Origin of the sequence: Geminicoccus harenae (genome assembly GCF_019800005.1) — a bacterium.
Classification (GTDB): domain Bacteria; phylum Pseudomonadota; class Alphaproteobacteria; order Geminicoccales; family Geminicoccaceae; genus Geminicoccus; species Geminicoccus harenae.
Genome location: NZ_JABGCL010000019.1, coordinates 42,714 through 60,833, shown reverse-complemented (window position 1 = coordinate 60,833; position 18,120 = coordinate 42,714). Strand labels below are relative to the sequence as shown.

Genomic DNA, 18,120 nt, shown 5'->3' with positions numbered 1-18,120 from the left:
TGAACATGGCCGACAAGTTCAGGGTGGCGCTTTCTTCCGACTTCCGGAAGGCGGACGGCTCGCCCACCTACCCCTCCTTCGACCTGTCGCCGCTGATCTCCGACCCGCGGATCGAGATCGGCTATGTCGATCCCGTGGACGGGGTGATGCCGGCCGAGGGGCTGGCGGGCTATGACGTCCTGATCCTGCTGGTGCCGAAGTTCACCGCTGCCAGCGTGCCGAAGGACGGCAGGCTGGCCGCCGTCTGCCGGTTCGGCGTGGGCTATGACAGCGTCGACGTGCCGGCCTGCACGGAGAACGGCATCGCCCTGGTGATCACCCCGGACGGCATCCGCCGGCCGGTCGCGGTGTCGATCGTCACCTTCGTCCTGGCGCTGTCGCAAAAGCTCCTGATCAAGGACAAGATGACCCGCGAGGGGCGCTGGAACGACCGCTCCGAGCACATGGGCATGGGCATCGTCGGGCGGACCTTCGGCCAGCTCGGCATCGGCAATATCGGGGCCGAGGCGATCCGGCTGCTCAAGCCCTTCGAGATGAAGCTCATCGCCCACGACCCCTATGCCGACCCGAAGCTTGCGGCCGAGCTGGGCGTGGAGCTGGTGGGCTTCGACGAGCTGTTTCAGCGCTCGGACTTCGTATCGGTGTCGGTGCCGCTGTCGGAGGCGACCCACCACATCGTCAATGAACGGGCGCTCAAGCTGATGAAGCCCAGCGCCTATCTGATCAACACCTCGCGCGGCCCCACGGTCGACCAGAAGGCGCTCTACCAGGCGCTGGTGGACGGCACCATTGCCGGGGCCGGGCTGGACGTGTTCGAGGTCGAGCCGGTGCCGGCCGACGAGCCGATCCTCCAGCTCGACAACGTGATCGTCTCGCCGCACGCCCTGTGCTGGACCGACCAGTGCTTCGCCGGCAATGGCGCCGGCGACGTGGCCGGCGCGCTCGCGATCCTGAACGGCCAGAACCCCAAGGGCGTGGTCAACCGGGAGGTACTGGAGGACCCACGCTTCAAGGAGAAGCTCGCGAAGGCCAAGGCGCGGTCGGCTTGACATAAGAGGCGGCCGGGCAGGCCGCGTGATTTTCAGGGAGGCAGAACAAGATGATGCAACGTCGTCGTTTCCTCGAAGCCACCACCATGGCCGGCGCGCTCGCCGCCCTGGCGCGGCCGTCGCTTGCCGCCGAATCCGCGGCGAAGAAGGCGGTCGAGGCCGCCAAGCAATATGCCGGCACCGAGATCTCGATCGTCTGGGAAGCCGGCCTGCAGGCGCTCGACCCGCTGAACTTCAGCGGGCCGCTCTGGGAGAAGGAGACCGGGATCAAGGTGAAGGTCGTCGAGGTCCCGACCTCGGAGATGTTCACCAAGATCCTGCAGGAGCACCGGGCCGGTACGGGCGCCTATGACGCGCTGAACGTGATCCCGGCCTGGATGCCCGACCTAGTGCGCGCCGGTGCGCTGGAACAGCTCGACGAATATGTCGACAAGTACGGCTATCGCGACGAGCTGCAGGACATCGCCCCGGTCTACCGGGACAACCAGATGACCGTGGACGGCAAGATCTACGGCCTGCCGGACGACGGCGATGTCTTCATCATGTACTACCGCACCGACGTGCTGGGCGACCCGAAGATCCAGGAGGCGTTCAAGGCGAAGCACGGCTACGACCTGCCGGTGCCGCCCAAGACCTGGAAGGAGTTCGACGAGGTCGGCGCGCTGATCACCGAGGTGACCGGCGGCAAGCCCTATGGCGCCGCGTTCATCCGCGACCCCGCCCAGGGCCAGTTCATGTTCCAGGAGCGGTTCCGCAACGAGGGCGGCATCTTCTTCGATGCGGAGACGATGAAGGCCCAGGTGAACTCCCCGGCCGGCGTCAAGGTGTTCTCCGATTGGGTCGCCGAGAACAAGTGGATGCCGCCCGGCATCGAGAATTTCGGTTTCGTCGAGAACCTGGCCGCCTTCCTGCAGGGCGACACGGCGATGACCCTGTCCTGGCCACCTTACGGGCGCTGGGCCGCGGGCTATGGCACGGACGAGGCGGCGCTGAACTGGGTGCCCAAGAGCACGGTCGCCGGCAAGGTCGGCTATGCCGTGAGCCCGGGCGGCCATCCGGAGCTGGCGTCAGGCTTCGCGCTGTCGATCTCGGCCTCCTCGGCCAACAAGGATGCGGCCTATCTGTTCATCCAGTGGCTGAACTCGCGGGACATCTCGATCCAGCGCGTCCAGCTCCCCTTTGCCCTGCGCGACCCGTTCCGCGAGGGCCACTTCACCAGCGAGGAATACAAGAGCCGCTGGCCGGAAGCGCCGCAGTACCTGGCGGCCCTGCAGGAGGCAGCCAACACCGGCATCCTCGACCTGTCGATCCTGCAGACCGACCGCTACGAGGAGGCGATCCGCCAGGGCATCTCCCGGCTCTGGTCGGGCGAGGACCCGCAGGCGATCCTGGACGACGTCGCGGCGCAATGGGACGCGACCACCGAGCGGGTCGGCGTCGACAAGCAGAAGGCGGCCTATGCCGACTGGGCGTCCAAGCCCAACGCCTACCCGCCGAAGGCCTGAACGGATAGGGATGCCGCCCCGGCCTGCCGGCCGGGCGGCATCTTGCCGTTCCTCGCTGCATTCCCGGATCTTTCATGACGCAGCCTTTGGCCAGTCTGGCGGCGCTGACGCTGGCCTATATCCTCAGCCAGTTCTTCCGCACCTCGCTGGCCGTCATCGCGCCGGAGCTGTCGCGCGACCTGGACCTCACCACCCAGGACCTGGGCTTTCTGTCCAGCGTCTGGTTCATCGCGTTCGCCGTGATGCAGATCCCGGTCGGCATCGCGCTCGACAAGTACGGCATCCGCAAGCTGGTGGCGCCGATGGTGCTGGTGGCGGCCCTGGGTGCTTTGCTGCTCGCGATGGCACCCAATCTCGAGGTCGGCATCGTCGCCCAGGTGGTGATCGGGATCGGCTGCGCGCCGGTCTATATGGGCACGCTGGTGCTCCTGACCCGCTGGTACGATCCGGCTCGCTTCGCCAGCCTGGCCTCGCTGGTCCTGGCACTTGGCAGCCTCGGCAACCTGATGGGTACCGCACCTTTGGCCTGGCTGGCGGGTCTGATCGGCTGGCGTCTGGCGCTGGTGGCGGTGGCCGCGATCGTGGGCCTGTCCGCCCTGCTCGTCTGGCTGTTCGTCCAGGACACGCGCGACGGCAGCCCGGCACCGGCCTCGGGCGAGCATCCGCTGCGGGCATTGATCGGCACGTTCAAGGTCGCCCGCAAGCGCGAGCTCTGGCCGCTCATGCCGATGGCCCTGATCGGCTACGGCGTGATGGTCACGGTGCGCGGCCTGTGGGGCGGGCCCTATCTGGCCGACATGTTCGGCCTGGATGCGATCGAGCGCGGCAACGTGCTGCTGCTCATGTCGATCGGCATGATCATCGGCCCGCTGCTCTATGCCTCGATCGAGCGCCGGACCGACCGGCGCAAGCTGCCGGTGCTGGTGGGATCCTGCATCACCCTGGTCGCCCTGGTCGCCCTGGTGGTCACGGGCAGCCTGCTGGTGGCCACCATCGCCCTGGTGCTGGTCGGCTGCTTTGGCAGCGTCTTCAACATGGTGATGGCCCAGGGGCGCCGGTTCTTCGCGCCAGAGGAGATGGGGCGCGGCCTGACGCTGCTGAACGGCGCCTGCTTTGCCGGGGCGGCCCTGCTGCAGGCGCTGACCGGCCAGGTCGCCGCCAGCGCAGCACCGCCCGTCTGGACCGCGGTGTTCCTCAGCTTGGCAGCACTCCTGGCGATCGCCACAGGCTTTCTCGCCTTCAGCCGTGACCGCCGGCTCGCGGAGCTTCGATGACCCAGCAAAACGTCCACCGCCACGACCGCCGGTTCGGCTACGCGATGATCGCACCGGCCGTGGCGATCATCCTGTTCATCGGCCTGTTCCCGCTGATCTGGACCCTGCTGGTCAGCGTCCAGAACATCTCGCTGATCGACGAGGACACGAGCTTCCAGGGGCTGCTGAACTACCAGCGCCTGATGTCCGACACGCGGTTCTGGGAGGCGCTGGGCCACACCCTCCTGTTCACCGCGGTGGCATTGCCGCTGGAACTGATCCTGGGCCTGGCGCTGGCGCTGCTGTTCCTGGAGGAACTGCCCGGCCGGCCGGTCTTCGTGGCGCTGCTGGTGCTGCCCACGGTGATCTCGCCGATCGTGGCCGGTGCTGCCTGGCGCCTCCTGTTCGACAACCGGTTCGGGCCGATCAACCAGGTGATCTCCTGGGTGGCCGGCGAGCCCGTGACGATCCTCTGGCTGAACGACCCGAACTTCGTCTACGCGGCGATCCTGATCGCCGAGGTCTGGCAGTGGACGCCGTTCATGTTCCTGCTGCTGTTCGCCTCGTTGACCAATGTCGACCCCTCGCTCGGTGAGGCTGCGCGGATCGACGGGGCCGGCTTCTGGCGCACGCTCTGGTCGATCACCCTGCCGGTGATCCGGCCGGTGATCGTGATCGCCCTGCTGATCCGCGGCCTCGACCTGTTCCGGATCTTCGACGTGATCTGGGCGCTCACCAAGGGCGGCCCCGGCACCCGGACCGAGACCATCTCGATCTACGCCTATGTCCAGGGCTTCCAGCAGTTCGAGACCAGCTACACCGCCGCCATGGCCTTCGTGATCATCGTGATCCTGACGATACTCGTGATGGCGGCGCTCAAGCGCGTGGAGATCGCCCGATGAGGACGGCCATCCGCTTCACCGTCGCCCTGCTGGTGACAGTCCTGTTCCTGTTCCCGATCTACTGGCTGTTCACGATCTCCTTCAAGACGCCGGACGAGATCTTCAGCTACCCGCCGGTCTGGTGGCCATCGAGCTTCCAGTGGTCGAACTACACCGTCCTGTTCCGCGACGGCGACGTGGTGACGATCTGGAACAGCCTGGTGGTGGCGTCGGTCTCGACCGCGGCGGCCATGCTGATCGGCACGATGTGTGCCTATGCGATCGCGCGGTTCCGGACGGGCGGCGACCATTTCTCGATCTGGGTGCTGTCGCAGCGCATGGTGCCGCCGATCGTGGTCGTGTTCCCGATCTTCCTGCTCTACGTCAAGCTGGGCTTAGTCGACACTTATCTCGGGCTGATCATCCTCTACACCGCGTTCAACCTGCCTTACGTGGTCTGGATGATGCGCGGCTACCTGCAGGAGATCCCGCGCGAGATCGAGGAGTCGGCGCTGGTCGACGGCTGCACGCGGCTGCAGGTATTCACCAAGATCGTGCTGCCGCTGGCCCGCACCGGCCTGTTCGCCACCGCGGTGTTCACCTTCGTGTTCGCCTGGAACGAGTTCCTGTTCGCGCTGGTCCTGACCCGCAGCGCGGTCACGACCTTCCCGGTGCAGCTCACCCATTATTTCGGCGGCCAGTCGAACTTCTGGGCGAAGATCTCGGCGATGAGCGTGCTGGGCACCGTGCCTATCTTCCTCGCGGTGGCGTTCCTGCAGCGCTACCTGGTCCGCGGGATCTCGCTGGGTGCCGTCAAGGGTTGAGGGAGAGAGACGCATGACGAGCAGCACGGTCAGCCGGGCAGTCGCCCTGTTCGGCACCGAGGAACCGGTCGCCGCGATCCGGACGCTGCGGGCGGGGCCGCTCGCCTGCACGCTGGATGCCGGGAGTCTGCGCCATGTCCGGCTGGGCGGCCGCGAGGCGATCCGCGCCATCTCCATGATCGTGCGTGACCGCAACTGGGGCACCTATGGCCCGGAGATCACCGACCTCGACGTCCAGGAGGACGCGGACGGCTTCCGGGTTACCTACCGCGCCACCTGCTCCGATGGGGCGCAGTCCTTCGCCTACGAGGCGGAGATCGCCGGCGGGGCCGACGGCTCGCTGCGCTTCCGGGTGCTGGGCGAGGCGCTGACCGACTTCGTCACCAACCGGGCGGGCTTCGTGGTGCTGCACGGGGTGGAGGGCATCACTGGCGCGCCAGTACGGGTGGAGCATGTGGATGGCAGCGTCGAGGACAGCCGCTTTCCCGAGCTGATCGACCCGATCCAGCCGTTCAAGGACATCCGCGCGCTCAGCCACGAGGTCTACCCGGGCGTGCGCGTCACCTGCCGGATGGAGGGTGACGCCTACGAGATGGAGGACCAGCGCAACTGGCTGGACGCCTCCTACAAGACCTATATCCGCCCGCTGGCCCTGCCTTGGCCCTATACGCTGGCCAAGGGCGAGCAGCTCGACCTGCAGGTGACGCTCACGGTGGAGGGCACGCTGCCGGCCGTGGCGGCTGCGGCCGCGGACGAGGCGATCCAGGTCCAGGTCGAGCCGGAAGTGATCGGCCGGATGCCGAAGCTGGCGCTGGTAGTGCCAGCGCATCTGGCCCCCCTGGCGCTGGACCATGCGGAACTGCTTGGGCGCACCGCCTTCCCGGTCCATGCCTGCTCGCTCCTGGAAGGCGTCACCGTCGATTCGCTGGACACCGTGGTCCATCAGCTCGAAGCGTTCGGCGCGCTGGGCCGGCCGGAGGAGCGGCTGCTGGAGGCGGTCCTGCCCTGCCGGGACGCGCTCGGCCGGCCGATCGACGACCCGACCACGCTGGCGCGCGACCTGGACCTGCTGGCGACGGCGGTGCGCCGCTCGGGCGTGGACTTCCGCCGGATCGCGCTCTCGCCCGCCTGCGACCTGAAGTCGACCACGCCCGGCGGGATCTGGCCGGCGGCGCCGTCCTTCGAGGCGATCCTGGCCGGTGCCCGGGCGGCCTTTCCCGGCTGCGAGATCGGCGGCGGCTTCTTCGGCAGCTTCACCGAGCTCAACCGCAAGCGGCCGCCGCAGGGCCTGTTCGACTTCCTGGGCCACGCGATCTTCCCGACCGTGCATGCCGGCGACGACCTGTCGGTGACCGAGGGGCTGGAGGCCCTGCCCTCGCTGCTGCGCTCCGCGCGCGCGATCCTGGGCGAGTCGACGCCCTACCTGCTCTACCCGACCGCCATCTCGATGCGGCACAACCCCTACGGCGCGATGCCGGCGGAGAACCCGGAGCAGGGTCGCACCGCCATGGCCAGGGTCGACCCGCGCGATCGGGCGCTGTTGGGGGCAGCCTGGTATGCAGGCCTGCTGGCCCATGCCGCGCAGGGCGGCCTGGACACGCTGTGCCTGGCCGCGGCGGTAGGCCCGTCCGGGATCGTCACCACGCGCCAGCCGCACCCGCAGCGCTGGTTCGACGAGAACCCGGGATCGGTCACGCCTGCCTGGCACGTGCTGACCGGCCATGCCGCCTTGGCCGGAGCCAGCCTCCGGCAGGCCCATTCTGCGGTGCCTTCAACCCTCCAGGTCCTGGCGGCGGAGAGCGCCCACGGCCTGGTGGTGTGGCTGTGCAACCTGACCGGCGAGCCGGTTCAGGTCCGGCTGGACGGACTGGATTCGGGCCCGGCCGAGCTGGCGGTCCTGGATGCGGCCGCCTTCGAGCGGGCCTGCCAGGACGCGGACTTCCTGGCCGGGAGTGCCATGCCGCTCACGGCGGGCGATCTCCGCCTGGATGCGTATGCCGTGGCCAGGATCCTGGTCAGGCGCTGAGCCGGCGGGCATTGGCCCGGGCCCGGCGCCGGAACGGTGTCTGCATCGCCTGTGCGGTACGGGCCATGACCCGCTGGATCTCGTGCGTGAGCTCGTGATCGGCGCGCTGTGCGGCACCGAGGTCGAAGCTGAGCGCGCGCTGCCACCACCAGCGCTGCCAGGCCATGGCGAGCGCCGGGGTTGCGAGCATCGCCTTGCCCGCCGCCTCGGTGACGGCGGCCAGCTTCTCCGTGACCATCAGCATGGTCTCCGGGTCTTTTGCGATGCCATGCGGATCGGCGGCCATCCGGCCGAGCCTGGCCATGATCGTCGTCCCGGATGCGGTCAGCAGCGCCGTGAGATTGGTGAGGTCGCGCATCCGACCGGCCATGCCTGAAACTCCTGTGGTGATGTGCTGCCGCCTCAGCCAGACGCCGGAACACGCGGCTCCGGAACCGCGGGGTCGACCCCGAGTTCCCGACGGTACTCCGGTAGGATTGAAGGACGGGAGGGAGCGGATGAGGCTGAGAGCGGGTGCTGCCCTGGTGGCTGCAGCCATGCTGGCAAGCGCGGCCGCCATCGGGGCGGCTGCGTGGCGGATACCCCCGGACACCCCTGCCCGGCAAGCCGCCGTGCCGCCGCCGCCGGCACTCAAGGCCGAGCACTACCTGGCCCTCACCATGTACCACGAGGCGCGCGGCCAGAGCGCGGACGCGATGCGTGCGGTCGGCTGGGTGGTCCTGAACCGGGCGCGCAATGCCGAGTTTCCCGACGGAATCCGCGAGGTCGTGGTCGAGCCGACCCGGTCGGGCAAGTGCCAGTTCGGCTGGGCCTGCGGCGACCTGAGCAAGCCAGCCGCCGAGCCCGAGGCATGGCGGCAGGCGGAAGAGCTGGCGGGCGAGATCCTGTTCCAGCAGAGCCGCGACCCGACGGCCGGCGCGCTCTGGTTCTGGGAGTCGTGGCGCGAGCGTCCGGGCTGGCTGGGGCCGGACGTGCGCGAGACGCTGGAAGTGGGCGGCCACAGCTTCTTCGCGCCAGGCGACATGAGCTGATCCGAGGGGGACCGGCTGCCCGCCTTGCCCGCCCGGCATCGCCATCCTAGGCTTTGCCGTATCCGCTCATCGCATCCGGGCTGCCATCGATGACCCCCATCCGCTCCGGCTTCACCGACCTGATCGGCAACACGCCACTGGTCCGGCTGCGGGGCCCCTCGGAGCGCACCGGCTGCGAGATCCTGGGCAAGTGCGAGTTCATGAACCCGGGCGGCTCGATCAAGGACCGCGCGGCCCTGGCGATCATCGAGGATGCGGAAGCCAGGGGCCAGATCCGCCCGGGTGGGATCATCGTCGAGGGTACCGCGGGCAATACCGGGATTGGTCTCGCCCATGTCGCGTCGGCGCGCGGCTACCGGACCGTGATCGTGATCCCGGAAACGCAGAGCCAGGAGAAGATGGACGCGCTGCGGCTGGCCGGTGCCGACCTGCGCCCGGTGCCGGCGGTGCCCTACAAGGACCCGAACAATTATGTGAAGCTGTCCGGCCGCTTGGCCGAGGAGCTGGCGGCTTCACACCCGGAGGGCGCACTCTGGGCCAACCAGTTCGACAATGTCGCGAACCGGCAGGGGCACTACCGCACGACCGGCCCGGAGATCTGGCAGCAGACCGGCGGCCGGATCGACGCCTTCACCTGCGCGGTCGGCACGGGCGGCACGCTCGCCGGGGTCGCGGACTATCTGAAGGAGCAGAAGCCGGACGTCCGGATCGTGCTGGCCGACCCCATGGGTGCGGCGCTGTATTCCTGGATCAAGACCGGCGAGCTCAAGAGCAGCGGCAGCTCGATCACGGAGGGGATCGGCCAGGGCCGGGTGACCCGGAACCTGGAGGGTGCCCCGATCGACGATGCCCTGCAGATCACCGACGAGGAGGCCCTGCCGGTCCTGTTCGCGCTGGGTCAGGAGGAAGGGCTGGTCCTGGGCGGCTCCTCGGCGATCAACGTCACCGCCGCGATCCGGGTGGCCGAGGCATTGGGTCCTGGCCACACCGTGGTGACCGTGCTGTGCGACGGCGGTGCCCGCTACCAGTCCAAGCTCTACAACCCCGCCTTCCTGCGTGCGAAGAACCTGCCCTTGCCGCCATGGATACCCGAAGGAGTGGAGCCATGAGCGCCCTGCCGGCACTCGTATCGGTCGACTGGCTGGTCCGGCACCAGAACGACCCGGACGTCCGCATCCTGGACGCCTCGTTCTACCTGCCGAACCAGAACCGCGACGCGCATGCCGAATATCGCGAGCGGCACCTGCCGGGTGCGGCCTTCTTCGATGTCGAGGTCATCGCCGATCCTGCCAGCGACCTGCCGCACATGCTGCCCCCGCCTGAGCAGTTCGGTCGGCAGGTGGGCGAGCTCGGCATTGACAATGCCGATCGGGTGGTGGTGTACGACGCCAACCGGTTCCTGGCATCGGCCCGGGCCTGGTGGATGTTCCGGGCGATGGGCCACCAGGACGTGATGGTGCTGGATGGCGGCCTCGCGGCCTGGCAGGCGGCGGGCCAGAAGCTGGAATCCGGCGAGGTCCGTCTGCCGGCCAGACGATTCGTGGCGCGCTTCCGGCCGGAGCTGGTGCTGGACCTGGACCGCGTGCGGGCCGTGCTGGAGGACGGCAGCACCCAGGTCGTCGATGTCCGCTCGCCCGGCCGGTTCCGCGGAGCGGAGCCCGAGCCGCGCGCTGGCCTGCGTTCCGGCCACATGCCCGGTGCCGTGAACCTGCCCTACGGGGAGCTGATCGACACGGACGGCCGCCTCCTGCCGAACGACCGGCTGCAGATGGCGCTGGAGGGTGCCGGGATCGACCTGCGCCTGCCGGTCGCCGCGAGCTGCGGCTCGGGCGTGTCGGCGGCCGTGCTGGCGCTGGCGGCCTACCAGCTCGGCAAAGAGGATCTCGCCGTCTATGACGGGTCCTGGACGGAATGGGGCGGCCGTAAGGACACCCCGATCGTCACGGAATGACCGGTGCCTGGGGGGCCGCGTCCATCGGCAGGTGGCCGGTCAGGCGCGGGTCGGGGTCCAGGTCGAGGGCGAAGCGGTAGGGCACGAAGCCGGAGCGCCGGTAGAAGTCGAGCGCCGAGCGGTGGTCGTAGTTGCAGGTATGGACCCAGAAGCGGCGGATCGGCTGGCGGAACGCCAGCGTGATCGCCTGCTCCATCAGCCAGCGGCCGGCACGGCTGCCGATCAGCGCATCCGTCAGGCCGAAATAGACCAGCTCCACCTCGCCGGGCTTGCGGAAGTCGAGCTCCAGCAGCCCTTCCGGGCTGCCATCCAGCTCGACCGCCCGCACTTCCACCAGCGGATCGTGGATGACCGCGGCCAGTTGCTCGTCGGAAAGGAGCCGCCGGCCATACCAGAGCCAGGGCTCGCCGACCTTGCCGAACAGCGCCCGGTACCAGTCGAGCTCCGGCCGCTCGACATGGCGCAGGTTCACGCCCTCGGGTGCCGGGACCTCGCGCGGTGCCGGCCGCTCGGTCATCTCCAGGCACACCACCACCGAGGGCAGCATGCCCTTGGGCAGGAAATAGAAGCCGGGCTCCAGCTCCAGCTCGGTCATGGCTCCTCCAGCTCGATCACCTGGCCGTCGAAGGCCGGCCGGACATGGGCTGGCAGCCGCGCGCACCAGGTGGCGAAGTCGACCTCGTGGTTCATGTGGGTGAACCAGGCCCGCTCCGGGCGGAGCCGGTCGATCCAGCCCATGGTCCGTTCCAGATGGGCATGAGTCGGGTGCGGACGCTCGCGCAGGCAGTCGACGATCCAGTAGCGCACCCCGGCAAGCGCGGCGAAGGCGTCCTCGTCCAGCCAGTCCACGTCGGTGGAATAGGCGAAGTTGCCGATCCTAAAGCCCCAGCTTGCGCCATTGCCGTGGCGTTGGCGGAACGGCACCAGCGTGGTGGCCCCGATCCGGAACGGCCCGTCGAACGCCCTGGGCTCCAGCGAGGGCCGCCAGAATCCGCCATTCGGGTGGCGGTCGGGATGGAAGGCATAGTCGAACCGGCTGCGGATCTGGTCCAGGACCTCGGGCGCGCCATAGGCCGGCAGCTGCGCGTCCATGGCGTTGTTGACGCCACGGATGTCGTCGATGCCGTGGATGTGGTCGGCATGGGCGTGGGTGAAGACCAGGGCGTCCAGCCGTACCACGTCGGCACCGAGCAGCTGCATGCGCATGTCCGGCCCGCAGTCGAACAGGATCAGGCTGCCCCGGTCCTCCACCAGGATCGAGGCGCGCAGCCGCTTGTTCCGCGGGTCGGTGGAGCGGCAGACCGGGCAGTGGCAGCCGATCTGCGGCACGCCCGACGAGGTGCCGCAGCCGAGCACGGTGATCCTCATGCGGCGGGCTTGATCCGCGGGAACAGGCGCTCGGCATTGGCGGTGGTCACCCGCTCGACCTCGGCCATGGTCAGGCCCAGCACCTCGGCGAGCTTGGCCGCCACATGGGCGACATAGGCCGGCTCGTTCGACCTGCCGCGCTTGGGCACCGGGGCGAGATAGGGTGCGTCGGTCTCCAGTACCAGCGCGTCCAGCGGCATCTGGCGAACCGTGTCGCGGATCAGGTCGCTCCTGGGAAAGGTCAGGATCCCGCCAATCCCCAGATGCAGCCCCATGGTCACCGCCCGCTCGGCCAGGCGACGCGACGACGAGTAGCAATGGATCACGCCGGTGAAGGGCTGGCGGCGCATCGCCTCCTCCAGCAGGTCCATCGTGTCGTCGTCGGCATCGCGCGTGTGCACCACGAGCGGCAGGCCGGTCGCCTGGGCGATGTGGATGTGCAGGAGGAAGGAGCGGCGCTGGGCATCGCGCGGGGCGTTGTCGTAGAAATAGTCGAGCCCGCTCTCGCCGATCCCGACCACGCGCGGGTCCTTCGCCGCCTCGATGAACACGGCAGGGTCGGGAAAGCCCTCCTTGCCCGCCTCGTGCGGATGGACTCCGATCGTGCAGAACACGTTCGGATGGCCATGCGCGATCCCGCGGACCTTCTCGAAGGCGGAAAGCTTCGTGCCGATCGTGATCACCCGATCCACGCCGGCCGTTGCGGCGCGCGCCAGGACACCCGGCAGGTCCTCGGCCAGGCCCGAATAGTCCAGGTGGCAGTGGGTATCGACGATGGTCATGCCGGCTCCTGCCATTTCGGGAACACGCCCTCCGGCTTCGGCAACGGCGTGCCCGGGACGAGGGCCGCGTCCGGGTCGGTGACGTGCGCCAGCAACCGCCGCTTCGCCGGCACCGCGAGCTGGTCCAGCACCTTGGCCGAGGCCGTCGGCATGAAGGCCTGGGTGAGGATCGCGATCCGGCGGATGGTCTCGACCAGCACCCAGAGCACCGTGTTCATCCGCGCAGGATCGGTCTTGCGCAGGGTCCAGGGTGCGTGGGTGTCGATCCAGCGGTTGGCGTCCGCGATCACCGTGAAGATCGCCTCCAGCGCCTTGTGCGGCGCCTGCACGTCCATGTCCGCGCGCACCTTCGCCACCAGCCCGGCGGCGGCGTCCAGGAGCTCATGGTCGGCCGCGATCAGCTCGCCCTTGGCCGGCACCGCGGCACCGGCGTTCTTCTGGATGAAGGACAGGACGCGCAGGCCGAGATTGCCATAGTCGTTGGCCAAGTCGGCATTCATCCGCCGGATCATCGCGGCGCGGCTGAAGTCGCCATCGGCGCCGAACGGCACCTCGCGCAGCAGGAAGTAGCGGGTCTGGTCCAGGCCGAACGTCTCGATCAGCTGGAGCGGATCGATCACGTTGCCCACCGACTTCGAGATCTTCTGCCCCTCGTTGGTCCACCAGCCATGGGCGAACACGCGCTTGGGCGGCGGCAGGTCGGCCGCCATCAGGAAGGCCGGCCAGTAGATCGCGTGGAAGCGCAGGATGTCCTTGCCGACCACGTGGACATCGGCCGGCCAGAAGGTCCGCCAAGCCTCGGTGTCATCGGGGTAGCCCAACGCGGTCAGGTAGTTGGTGAGCGCGTCCAGCCAGACATACATCACATGGTCGGGGTCGTTCGGGACCGGCACGCCCCACTTGAAGGTCGTGCGCGAGACCGACAGGTCGCGCAGGTTCGACTTCACGAAGCTGACCACCTCGTTGCGCCGGGACGGCGGCAGGATGAAGTCCGGGTTCGTTTCGTAGAAGGCGAGCAGCCGGTCCTGCCAGGCGGAGAGGCGGAAGAAGTAGGAGGGCTCCTCGACCCACTCGACCGGGGCCCCGGTGGGCGCCTTGCCGTCGGTGATCTCGCTCTCGTCGAAGAACGCCTCGTCGCGCACCGAGTACCAGCCGGCATACTTGCCGAGATAGATCTCGCCCTTCTCCACCAGCACGTTCCACAGATGCTGGACGGCGCGGTAGTGGCGCTTCTCGGTGGTGCGGATGAAGTCGTCGTGGGAGAAGCCCATCGCGTCGGCCAAGCGGCGGAAGCGCTGGCTGACCTCGTCGGTGAAGGCCTGCGGGTCCTTGCGGGCGGCCTGGGCGGCCTTCTCGACCTTCTGGCCGTGCTCGTCCGTGCCGGTCAGGAACCACACCTTCCTGCCGTCGAGCCGGGCGAACCTCGCGAACGCGTCGCAGGCGAGCGTGGTGTAGGCGTGGCCGATATGCGGGCTGTCGTTGACGTAGTAGATCGGCGTGGTGATGTAGAAACGCTCGCCCGCGCTCATGTCGATCGGATCCTTCGGAAGGCTCGCCGCTGCCGCGCTCACCAGGGCTCCGGCAGGACCAGATGCTCGGCGGCCTCGCCCGCCAGCACCGCCGCCGCCGCCAGGGATGCGGCATCGGAGGAAAGGCTGAGTGGCTCGAACCGGGCCGCCAGCCGGGCGAGGTTGTCCCACGGCGTACCCCAGTCATCAAGCGGTCGCCGCGCGGCCACGGCGGAAAGTGCGGCGCGCTCCCCCTCGTCACTGCCCGCCGGAATGGAGCCTGCAGCGGTCTGCAGGGCGCGGTAGAGGATGGCCTGCGGCACCTCGAAGGGCGCCTGGGCACCGGTCGCCTGCAGGGCCTGGGCGATTCGCTCGGCGAGGGTGCTCAGCGACCCGCCGCGGGAGGTCGCCGCACAGGCGGCCAGAACGTCGTGGTAGCGCTCCAAAAAGCCCACCTCGTCCAGCCACAGGGCCCGGCCGATCGAGCCGCGGGCGAACGGCAGGAGTGCCCGCCTCGCCTCGGCTGGCCGGTCCGGCAGCGCCTCCTCCAGCAGGCGCTCCACGACCTGGTCGTCTAGCCGCTTGAGGCGCAGGCGCACGCAGCGCGACGCGATGGTCGGCAGGATCCGGCCCGGGACATGGTTGATCAGGAGGATGACCGTGCCGGCTGGCGGCTCCTCCAGCAGCTTCAGGATCGCGTTGGCGCTCTGCGGGTTCAGGTCGTCGGCGGCATCGACGATCAGGACCCGGCGCCCGCCAAGGCCGGCGGTGGTCCCGAACTCCTCCTTCAGGTCGCGGGCCTGGTCGACCTTGATCATCGCCCGCTTGCCGCGCGATGCCTCGACCTCCAGGACATGCAGGTCCGGATGGCTGCCGCCGGCCAGCATCCGGAACACCCGGTCGGTCGGCTCGGTACGCAGCAGCTCGTCATGGGCGGCACCCAGCAGGGCGCGGGCGAACCGCCAGGCGAGCGTCGCCTTGCCGATGCCGCGCGGCCCGCTCAGCAGCCAGCCATGGGCGACGCGGCCGGATGCCAGTACCCGGGCAAGCTGCCGGGCCGGCTCGTCCTGGCCCAGCAGTTCGACTGCGAGGCGCGGTTCGGGCAGGCTCATGTCCGGCCACCCAGCTGCGTGACGGTCGCCTGCCAGATCCGCTCGGCCACCTCGTCCGGCGGCAGGCCGGCATCGATCATGGCCACCCGACCGGGCTCGGCCCGGGCGATCGCCTGGAAGCCCGCGCGGACCTTTTCATGGAATGCCGTCCCCTTGGCCTCGAAGCGCCCGCTGCCGCCGGCCGCCTCGCGACGCGCTGCCGCCATTGGCACGGGCAGGTCGAGCAGGAGGGTGAGGTCGGGGCGCGGCTTTGGCAGCAGCAGGTCGTGCAGCCGGTCGACGAGCTCGATGCCGAGCCCCCCGGCCAGGCCCTGATAGACCCGCGTGCTGTCCAGGAACCGGTCGCAGAGCACCCAGGCGCCCGACTCCAGGGCCGGCATGATCACCCGTTCGACATGATCGGTGCGCGCGGCGGTCATCAGCAGGAGCTCTGTCCGCGCCGACCAGCGATCGGCAGCGCCGGCCACGGCCAGGTCGCGGATCCGCTCGGCCCCGTCGGTGCCGCCGGGCTCCCGGGTGGTGACCACGCGATGTCCCTGCGCTGCCAGCCGGCGCGCCAGCAGGGGCAACTGGCTGGACTTGCCGACGCCCTCGCCGCCTTCGAAGGTGATGAAGCAGCTCACGGGATCAGACGAAGCTCCACACATAGAACATGCCGAGGCTCCAGATCCGGCGGAACCAGGAAGCCTCGGGCACGTCGGCGCCGGCGACCAGCGGGACCACGACCGGCTCCTGGCCGGGTGCCGAGACGGTGAGGTTGGCGAGCGGCTGGCCCTTGGCGACCGGTGCCGGCACCGGGTCGTCCCAGGCGGCCTTCATGGTGAGACCCGGTGCGGCACCCCGCGGGACGGTCATGGCCACGTCGTCGGCCGGCACCAGGGGCACGGTCGACTGCTCGCCCAGCCAGACCTGGGCCTGCTCGACGGACTGGCCCGCGCGGAACAGGACCCGCTCCTCGAACTCGCGAAAGCCGAATTCCAGCATCCGGGCACTTTCCTGGGCGCGCTCCTTTTCCGAGCCCAACCCCGCCATGACCAGGATGATCCGCCGCCCGTCACGCTGCGCCGAGGCGACCAGTCCGTAGCCCGCCTCTTCGGTATGGCCGGTCTTGAGGCCGTCCACCCCGGGCACGCCACTGCGCAGGAGCGGGTTGCGCGAGAACTGGCGGATGTTCTGGTAGGTGAACTCCTCCTCGCCATAGATCGAGTAGTAGTCTGGGAAGTCCACGATCAGCCGCCGCGCCAGGGTGGCGAGGTCGCGGACCGTCATCCAGTGGTCCGGGTCGGGCAGGCCGTTGGAGTTGGCGAAGTTGGAGCCGGTCAGGCCGATCGCTCGCGCCTTCTCGGTCATCTGCCGGGCGAACCCGGCCTCGCTGCCGGCCAGTCCCTCCGCGATCACCACGCAGGCATCGTTGCCGGACTGGATGATCACGCCGCGGATCAGGTCGCCGACGCGGACCCGGTCGCCGACCTTGACGAACATCTTGGAGCCGCCGGTGCGCCAGGCCGTCTCGCTGACCGGCAGCTCGTCGTCCTCGCTGAGCCGCCCGGCCCGGATCGCGTCGAACACCATGTAGGCGGTCATGAGCTTGCTCATCGACGCCGGCGGCAGGCGCAGGTCGGGCTCCTTGGCGAACAGGACGCTGCCGGTGCGGTGGTCGAGCAGGATCGCCGCGCGCGCCTTGGTCTCGAAGGCGAGCGGCTGGGCGGCAGCCGGCGCCACCAGCCCCGGCATGGCGAGGGCCAGCAGGGCTAGGCACCGCATCGCGAAGAGCGGCAGGAGACGACGTGCCAGCACGGGATCGGTCATGAAGCCTGCCCTCCGCAGGATGGGTAAGCCAGCTCAGGTCCCGCAGATCGTGGCCGGCCGGGACGGGCCGGCATTCTCGGTGAGGAAGGCCTGAGGGTGGCCGGCCGCCTGCACGCGGGCCAGCAGCCGCCGGGCGCTCGCGGGATCGGTCTCGGGCCCCACCCGCAGCCGCAGCAGCGCCTCGCCCCGCACGAACACCGGTTCCAGCAGGACGACGCCCAGCGCCGCCATCTGCCGCTTCACGCGGTCCGCCCGGCCGGGATCGGAGAACGCGCCCACCTGGACGAACAGGGGGTCGCCGCGCGATGCGCAGGTCGGGGGCACCGATTCGGCTTCCACCGCTTCCCGCACCTCGACCGTGCTCGCTCGAAACGGTGCCGCCTCCGCACGGCGTGCCCGGGTCGCCGCTGGAGCGCTCGCCTTCTGGTAGAGATCGTCGTCGCCCGCCGCGGATGCGACCTGGACCGGCTCCGGCGGCGCGCCCAGCGCATCCGGGGCGATCCGGACGAACTGGACCCGGACGGGAGCCAGGCCCTTGCCGTGATAGCCCAGCGCCCGGGCGGCCGCCTCCGACAGATCGATCTCGCGGTCGTCCACGAACGGCCCGCGGTCGTTCACCCGGATCTCCATGGACCGGCCATTCTCGAGATTGGTCACCCGCACGATCGAGGGCAGCGGCAGGGTCGGATGGGCGGCGGAGATGGTCTCCTTGTCGAAGATCTCGCCGTTTGCAGTGGGCCGGCCCTGGAACTGCTCGCCATACCAGGAGCCGGTGCCCGTGCGGTCGTAGGACGGGTCATAGGCCGGGTAGTACCATTGCCCAGCGATCTGGTAGGGCTTGCCGACCTTGTAGGTGCCGGTGGGTCCGGCGACCTTGGGACCTGGTGCCGGTGAGGGCGGCGCGCTGCCGGAGCAGGCCGCCAGCAGCAGGAGCAGGCCGGCGGCCAGCCAGTTCCGCGCCGGGGAGCGGCCGGTCGAGAAAACCGGCACGCACGGGTCGATGGTTGCCTTGCGGGTCACG

Annotated in this window: 18 protein-coding genes; 9 read left to right on the top strand and 9 right to left on the bottom strand. The window is 69.4% G+C overall.

Translation table 11 applies throughout. The features are described 5' to 3' along the window. Window positions 1-5: 5 nt before the first annotated feature. The 6 genes from HLA95_RS17715 to HLA95_RS17690 all read left to right on the top strand — a co-directional run bounded on the left by HLA95_RS17715 (window position 6) and on the right by HLA95_RS17690 (window position 7,538). A complete protein-coding gene (locus HLA95_RS17715) occupies window positions 6-1,049 on the top strand; it encodes an NAD(P)-dependent oxidoreductase (RefSeq protein WP_191059511.1) in 1,044 nt (347 codons plus the stop codon). A gap of 50 nt (window positions 1,050-1,099) precedes the next feature. Continuing rightward, window positions 1,100-2,554 carry an ABC transporter substrate-binding protein gene (locus HLA95_RS17710; RefSeq protein WP_191059510.1) on the top strand — a complete coding sequence of 485 codons (1,455 nt, stop codon included), beginning with the start codon at window positions 1,100-1,102 and terminating at the stop codon, window positions 2,552-2,554. Between the two features lie 74 nt (window positions 2,555-2,628). Beyond that, window positions 2,629-3,828, top strand: a complete 1,200-nt coding sequence (locus HLA95_RS17705; protein WP_191059509.1) for an MFS transporter — start codon at window positions 2,629-2,631, stop codon at window positions 3,826-3,828. Then, window positions 3,825-4,709, top strand: a complete 885-nt coding sequence (locus tag HLA95_RS17700; protein ID WP_191059508.1) for a carbohydrate ABC transporter permease — start codon at window positions 3,825-3,827, stop codon at window positions 4,707-4,709. Before HLA95_RS17705 ends, HLA95_RS17700 begins: the two co-directional genes overlap by 4 nt. Further along, window positions 4,706-5,512 carry a carbohydrate ABC transporter permease gene (locus HLA95_RS17695; protein WP_191059507.1) on the top strand — a complete coding sequence of 269 codons (807 nt, stop codon included), beginning with the start codon at window positions 4,706-4,708 and terminating at the stop codon, window positions 5,510-5,512. Before HLA95_RS17700 ends, HLA95_RS17695 begins: the two co-directional genes overlap by 4 nt. Before the next feature lie 13 nt (window positions 5,513-5,525). Next, window positions 5,526-7,538 (top strand): D-apionate lactonase family protein, encoded by a 2,013-nt coding sequence (locus HLA95_RS17690; RefSeq protein WP_222184030.1) that lies wholly within the window; start codon window positions 5,526-5,528, stop codon window positions 7,536-7,538. On the opposite strand, the gene HLA95_RS17685 is transcribed toward HLA95_RS17690, so the two are convergent. After that, the gene (locus tag HLA95_RS17685; protein WP_191061372.1) at window positions 7,528-7,908 is read right to left on the bottom strand and encodes a hypothetical protein; all 381 of its coding nucleotides are present in this window, start codon (window positions 7,906-7,908) and stop codon (window positions 7,528-7,530) included. The two genes, HLA95_RS17690 and HLA95_RS17685, sit on opposite strands and share 11 nt — an antisense overlap. Window positions 7,909-8,035: 127 nt before the next feature. On the opposite strand from HLA95_RS17685, the gene HLA95_RS17680 reads away from it, so the two are divergent. From HLA95_RS17680 to sseA, 3 genes are all read left to right on the top strand, one after another. Continuing rightward, entirely contained in the window at window positions 8,036-8,569 is a 534-nt protein-coding gene (locus HLA95_RS17680; RefSeq protein ID WP_191061373.1) for a cell wall hydrolase, read from the top strand. Between the two features lie 89 nt (window positions 8,570-8,658). After that, the gene (locus tag HLA95_RS17675; RefSeq protein ID WP_191061374.1) at window positions 8,659-9,678 is read left to right on the top strand and encodes a cysteine synthase A; all 1,020 of its coding nucleotides are present in this window, start codon (window positions 8,659-8,661) and stop codon (window positions 9,676-9,678) included. Then, the gene (gene sseA / locus HLA95_RS17670; protein ID WP_222184028.1) at window positions 9,675-10,520 is read left to right on the top strand and encodes a 3-mercaptopyruvate sulfurtransferase; all 846 of its coding nucleotides are present in this window, start codon (window positions 9,675-9,677) and stop codon (window positions 10,518-10,520) included. Before HLA95_RS17675 ends, sseA begins: the two co-directional genes overlap by 4 nt. Here sseA and HLA95_RS17665 read toward each other — a convergent pair. From HLA95_RS17665 to HLA95_RS17630, 8 genes are read right to left on the bottom strand one after another with little or no spacing between them, the layout of a single operon-like run. Beyond that, the gene (locus HLA95_RS17665; protein ID WP_191060038.1) at window positions 10,510-11,115 is read right to left on the bottom strand and encodes a GNAT family N-acetyltransferase; all 606 of its coding nucleotides are present in this window, start codon (window positions 11,113-11,115) and stop codon (window positions 10,510-10,512) included. The genes sseA and HLA95_RS17665 overlap by 11 nt on opposite strands. Continuing rightward, window positions 11,112-11,888 carry an MBL fold metallo-hydrolase gene (locus HLA95_RS17660; RefSeq protein ID WP_191060039.1) on the bottom strand — a complete coding sequence of 259 codons (777 nt, stop codon included), beginning with the start codon at window positions 11,886-11,888 and terminating at the stop codon, window positions 11,112-11,114. The genes HLA95_RS17665 and HLA95_RS17660 overlap by 4 nt, the downstream gene beginning before the upstream one ends. Beyond that, complete coding sequence (locus tag HLA95_RS17655) at window positions 11,885-12,670, bottom strand: TatD family hydrolase (RefSeq protein WP_191060040.1); 786 nt, start codon at window positions 12,668-12,670, stop codon at window positions 11,885-11,887. Before HLA95_RS17655 ends, HLA95_RS17660 begins: the two co-directional genes overlap by 4 nt. After that, complete coding sequence (gene metG, locus HLA95_RS17650) at window positions 12,667-14,199, bottom strand: methionine--tRNA ligase (protein ID WP_191060041.1); 1,533 nt, start codon at window positions 14,197-14,199, stop codon at window positions 12,667-12,669. The genes HLA95_RS17655 and metG overlap by 4 nt, the downstream gene beginning before the upstream one ends. A 38-nt stretch (window positions 14,200-14,237) precedes the next feature. Then, the gene (locus HLA95_RS17645) at window positions 14,238-15,290 is read right to left on the bottom strand and encodes a DNA polymerase III subunit delta' (RefSeq protein ID WP_191060042.1); all 1,053 of its coding nucleotides are present in this window, start codon (window positions 15,288-15,290) and stop codon (window positions 14,238-14,240) included. Then, on the bottom strand, window positions 15,287-15,913 hold the full coding sequence (gene tmk / locus HLA95_RS17640) for a dTMP kinase (RefSeq protein WP_223861542.1): 627 nt from the start codon (window positions 15,911-15,913) through the stop codon (window positions 15,287-15,289). The genes HLA95_RS17645 and tmk overlap by 4 nt, the downstream gene beginning before the upstream one ends. Before the next feature lie 4 nt (window positions 15,914-15,917). Continuing rightward, window positions 15,918-17,099, bottom strand: a complete 1,182-nt coding sequence (locus tag HLA95_RS17635; protein ID WP_191060044.1) for a D-alanyl-D-alanine carboxypeptidase family protein — start codon at window positions 17,097-17,099, stop codon at window positions 15,918-15,920. A 33-nt stretch (window positions 17,100-17,132) separates the two neighbouring features. Next, window positions 17,133-18,119, bottom strand: coding sequence for a septal ring lytic transglycosylase RlpA family protein (locus HLA95_RS17630; protein WP_222184026.1), 987 nt, complete (start codon window positions 18,117-18,119; stop codon window positions 17,133-17,135). Window position 18,120: the final 1 nt, after the last annotated feature.

Excerpts from the sequence above, each read along its gene's own strand:
- HLA95_RS17655 (WP_191060040.1), bottom strand. The coding sequence starts at position 12,670 with ATGACCATCGTCGATACCCACTGCCACCTGGACTATTCGGGCCTGGCC.
- HLA95_RS17705 (WP_191059509.1), top strand. The coding sequence starts at position 2,629 with ATGACGCAGCCTTTGGCCAGTCTGGCGGCGCTGACGCTGGCCTATATC.
- HLA95_RS17665 (WP_191060038.1), bottom strand. The coding sequence starts at position 11,115 with ATGACCGAGCTGGAGCTGGAGCCCGGCTTCTATTTCCTGCCCAAGGGC.
- HLA95_RS17695 (WP_191059507.1), top strand. The coding sequence starts at position 4,706 with ATGAGGACGGCCATCCGCTTCACCGTCGCCCTGCTGGTGACAGTCCTG.
- HLA95_RS17700 (WP_191059508.1), top strand. The coding sequence starts at position 3,825 with ATGACCCAGCAAAACGTCCACCGCCACGACCGCCGGTTCGGCTACGCG.
- HLA95_RS17660 (WP_191060039.1), bottom strand. The coding sequence starts at position 11,888 with ATGAGGATCACCGTGCTCGGCTGCGGCACCTCGTCGGGCGTGCCGCAG.
- HLA95_RS17635 (WP_191060044.1), bottom strand. The coding sequence starts at position 17,099 with ATGACCGATCCCGTGCTGGCACGTCGTCTCCTGCCGCTCTTCGCGATG.
- HLA95_RS17715 (WP_191059511.1), top strand. The coding sequence starts at position 6 with ATGGCCGACAAGTTCAGGGTGGCGCTTTCTTCCGACTTCCGGAAGGCG.
- HLA95_RS17680 (WP_191061373.1), top strand. The coding sequence starts at position 8,036 with ATGAGGCTGAGAGCGGGTGCTGCCCTGGTGGCTGCAGCCATGCTGGCA.
- HLA95_RS17710 (WP_191059510.1), top strand. The coding sequence starts at position 1,100 with ATGATGCAACGTCGTCGTTTCCTCGAAGCCACCACCATGGCCGGCGCG.
- HLA95_RS17685 (WP_191061372.1), bottom strand. The coding sequence starts at position 7,908 with ATGGCCGGTCGGATGCGCGACCTCACCAATCTCACGGCGCTGCTGACC.
- HLA95_RS17645 (WP_191060042.1), bottom strand. The coding sequence starts at position 15,290 with ATGAGCCTGCCCGAACCGCGCCTCGCAGTCGAACTGCTGGGCCAGGAC.
- metG (WP_191060041.1), bottom strand. The coding sequence starts at position 14,199 with ATGAGCGCGGGCGAGCGTTTCTACATCACCACGCCGATCTACTACGTC.
- HLA95_RS17690 (WP_222184030.1), top strand. The coding sequence starts at position 5,526 with ATGACGAGCAGCACGGTCAGCCGGGCAGTCGCCCTGTTCGGCACCGAG.
- HLA95_RS17675 (WP_191061374.1), top strand. The coding sequence starts at position 8,659 with ATGACCCCCATCCGCTCCGGCTTCACCGACCTGATCGGCAACACGCCA.
- sseA (WP_222184028.1), top strand. The coding sequence starts at position 9,675 with ATGAGCGCCCTGCCGGCACTCGTATCGGTCGACTGGCTGGTCCGGCAC.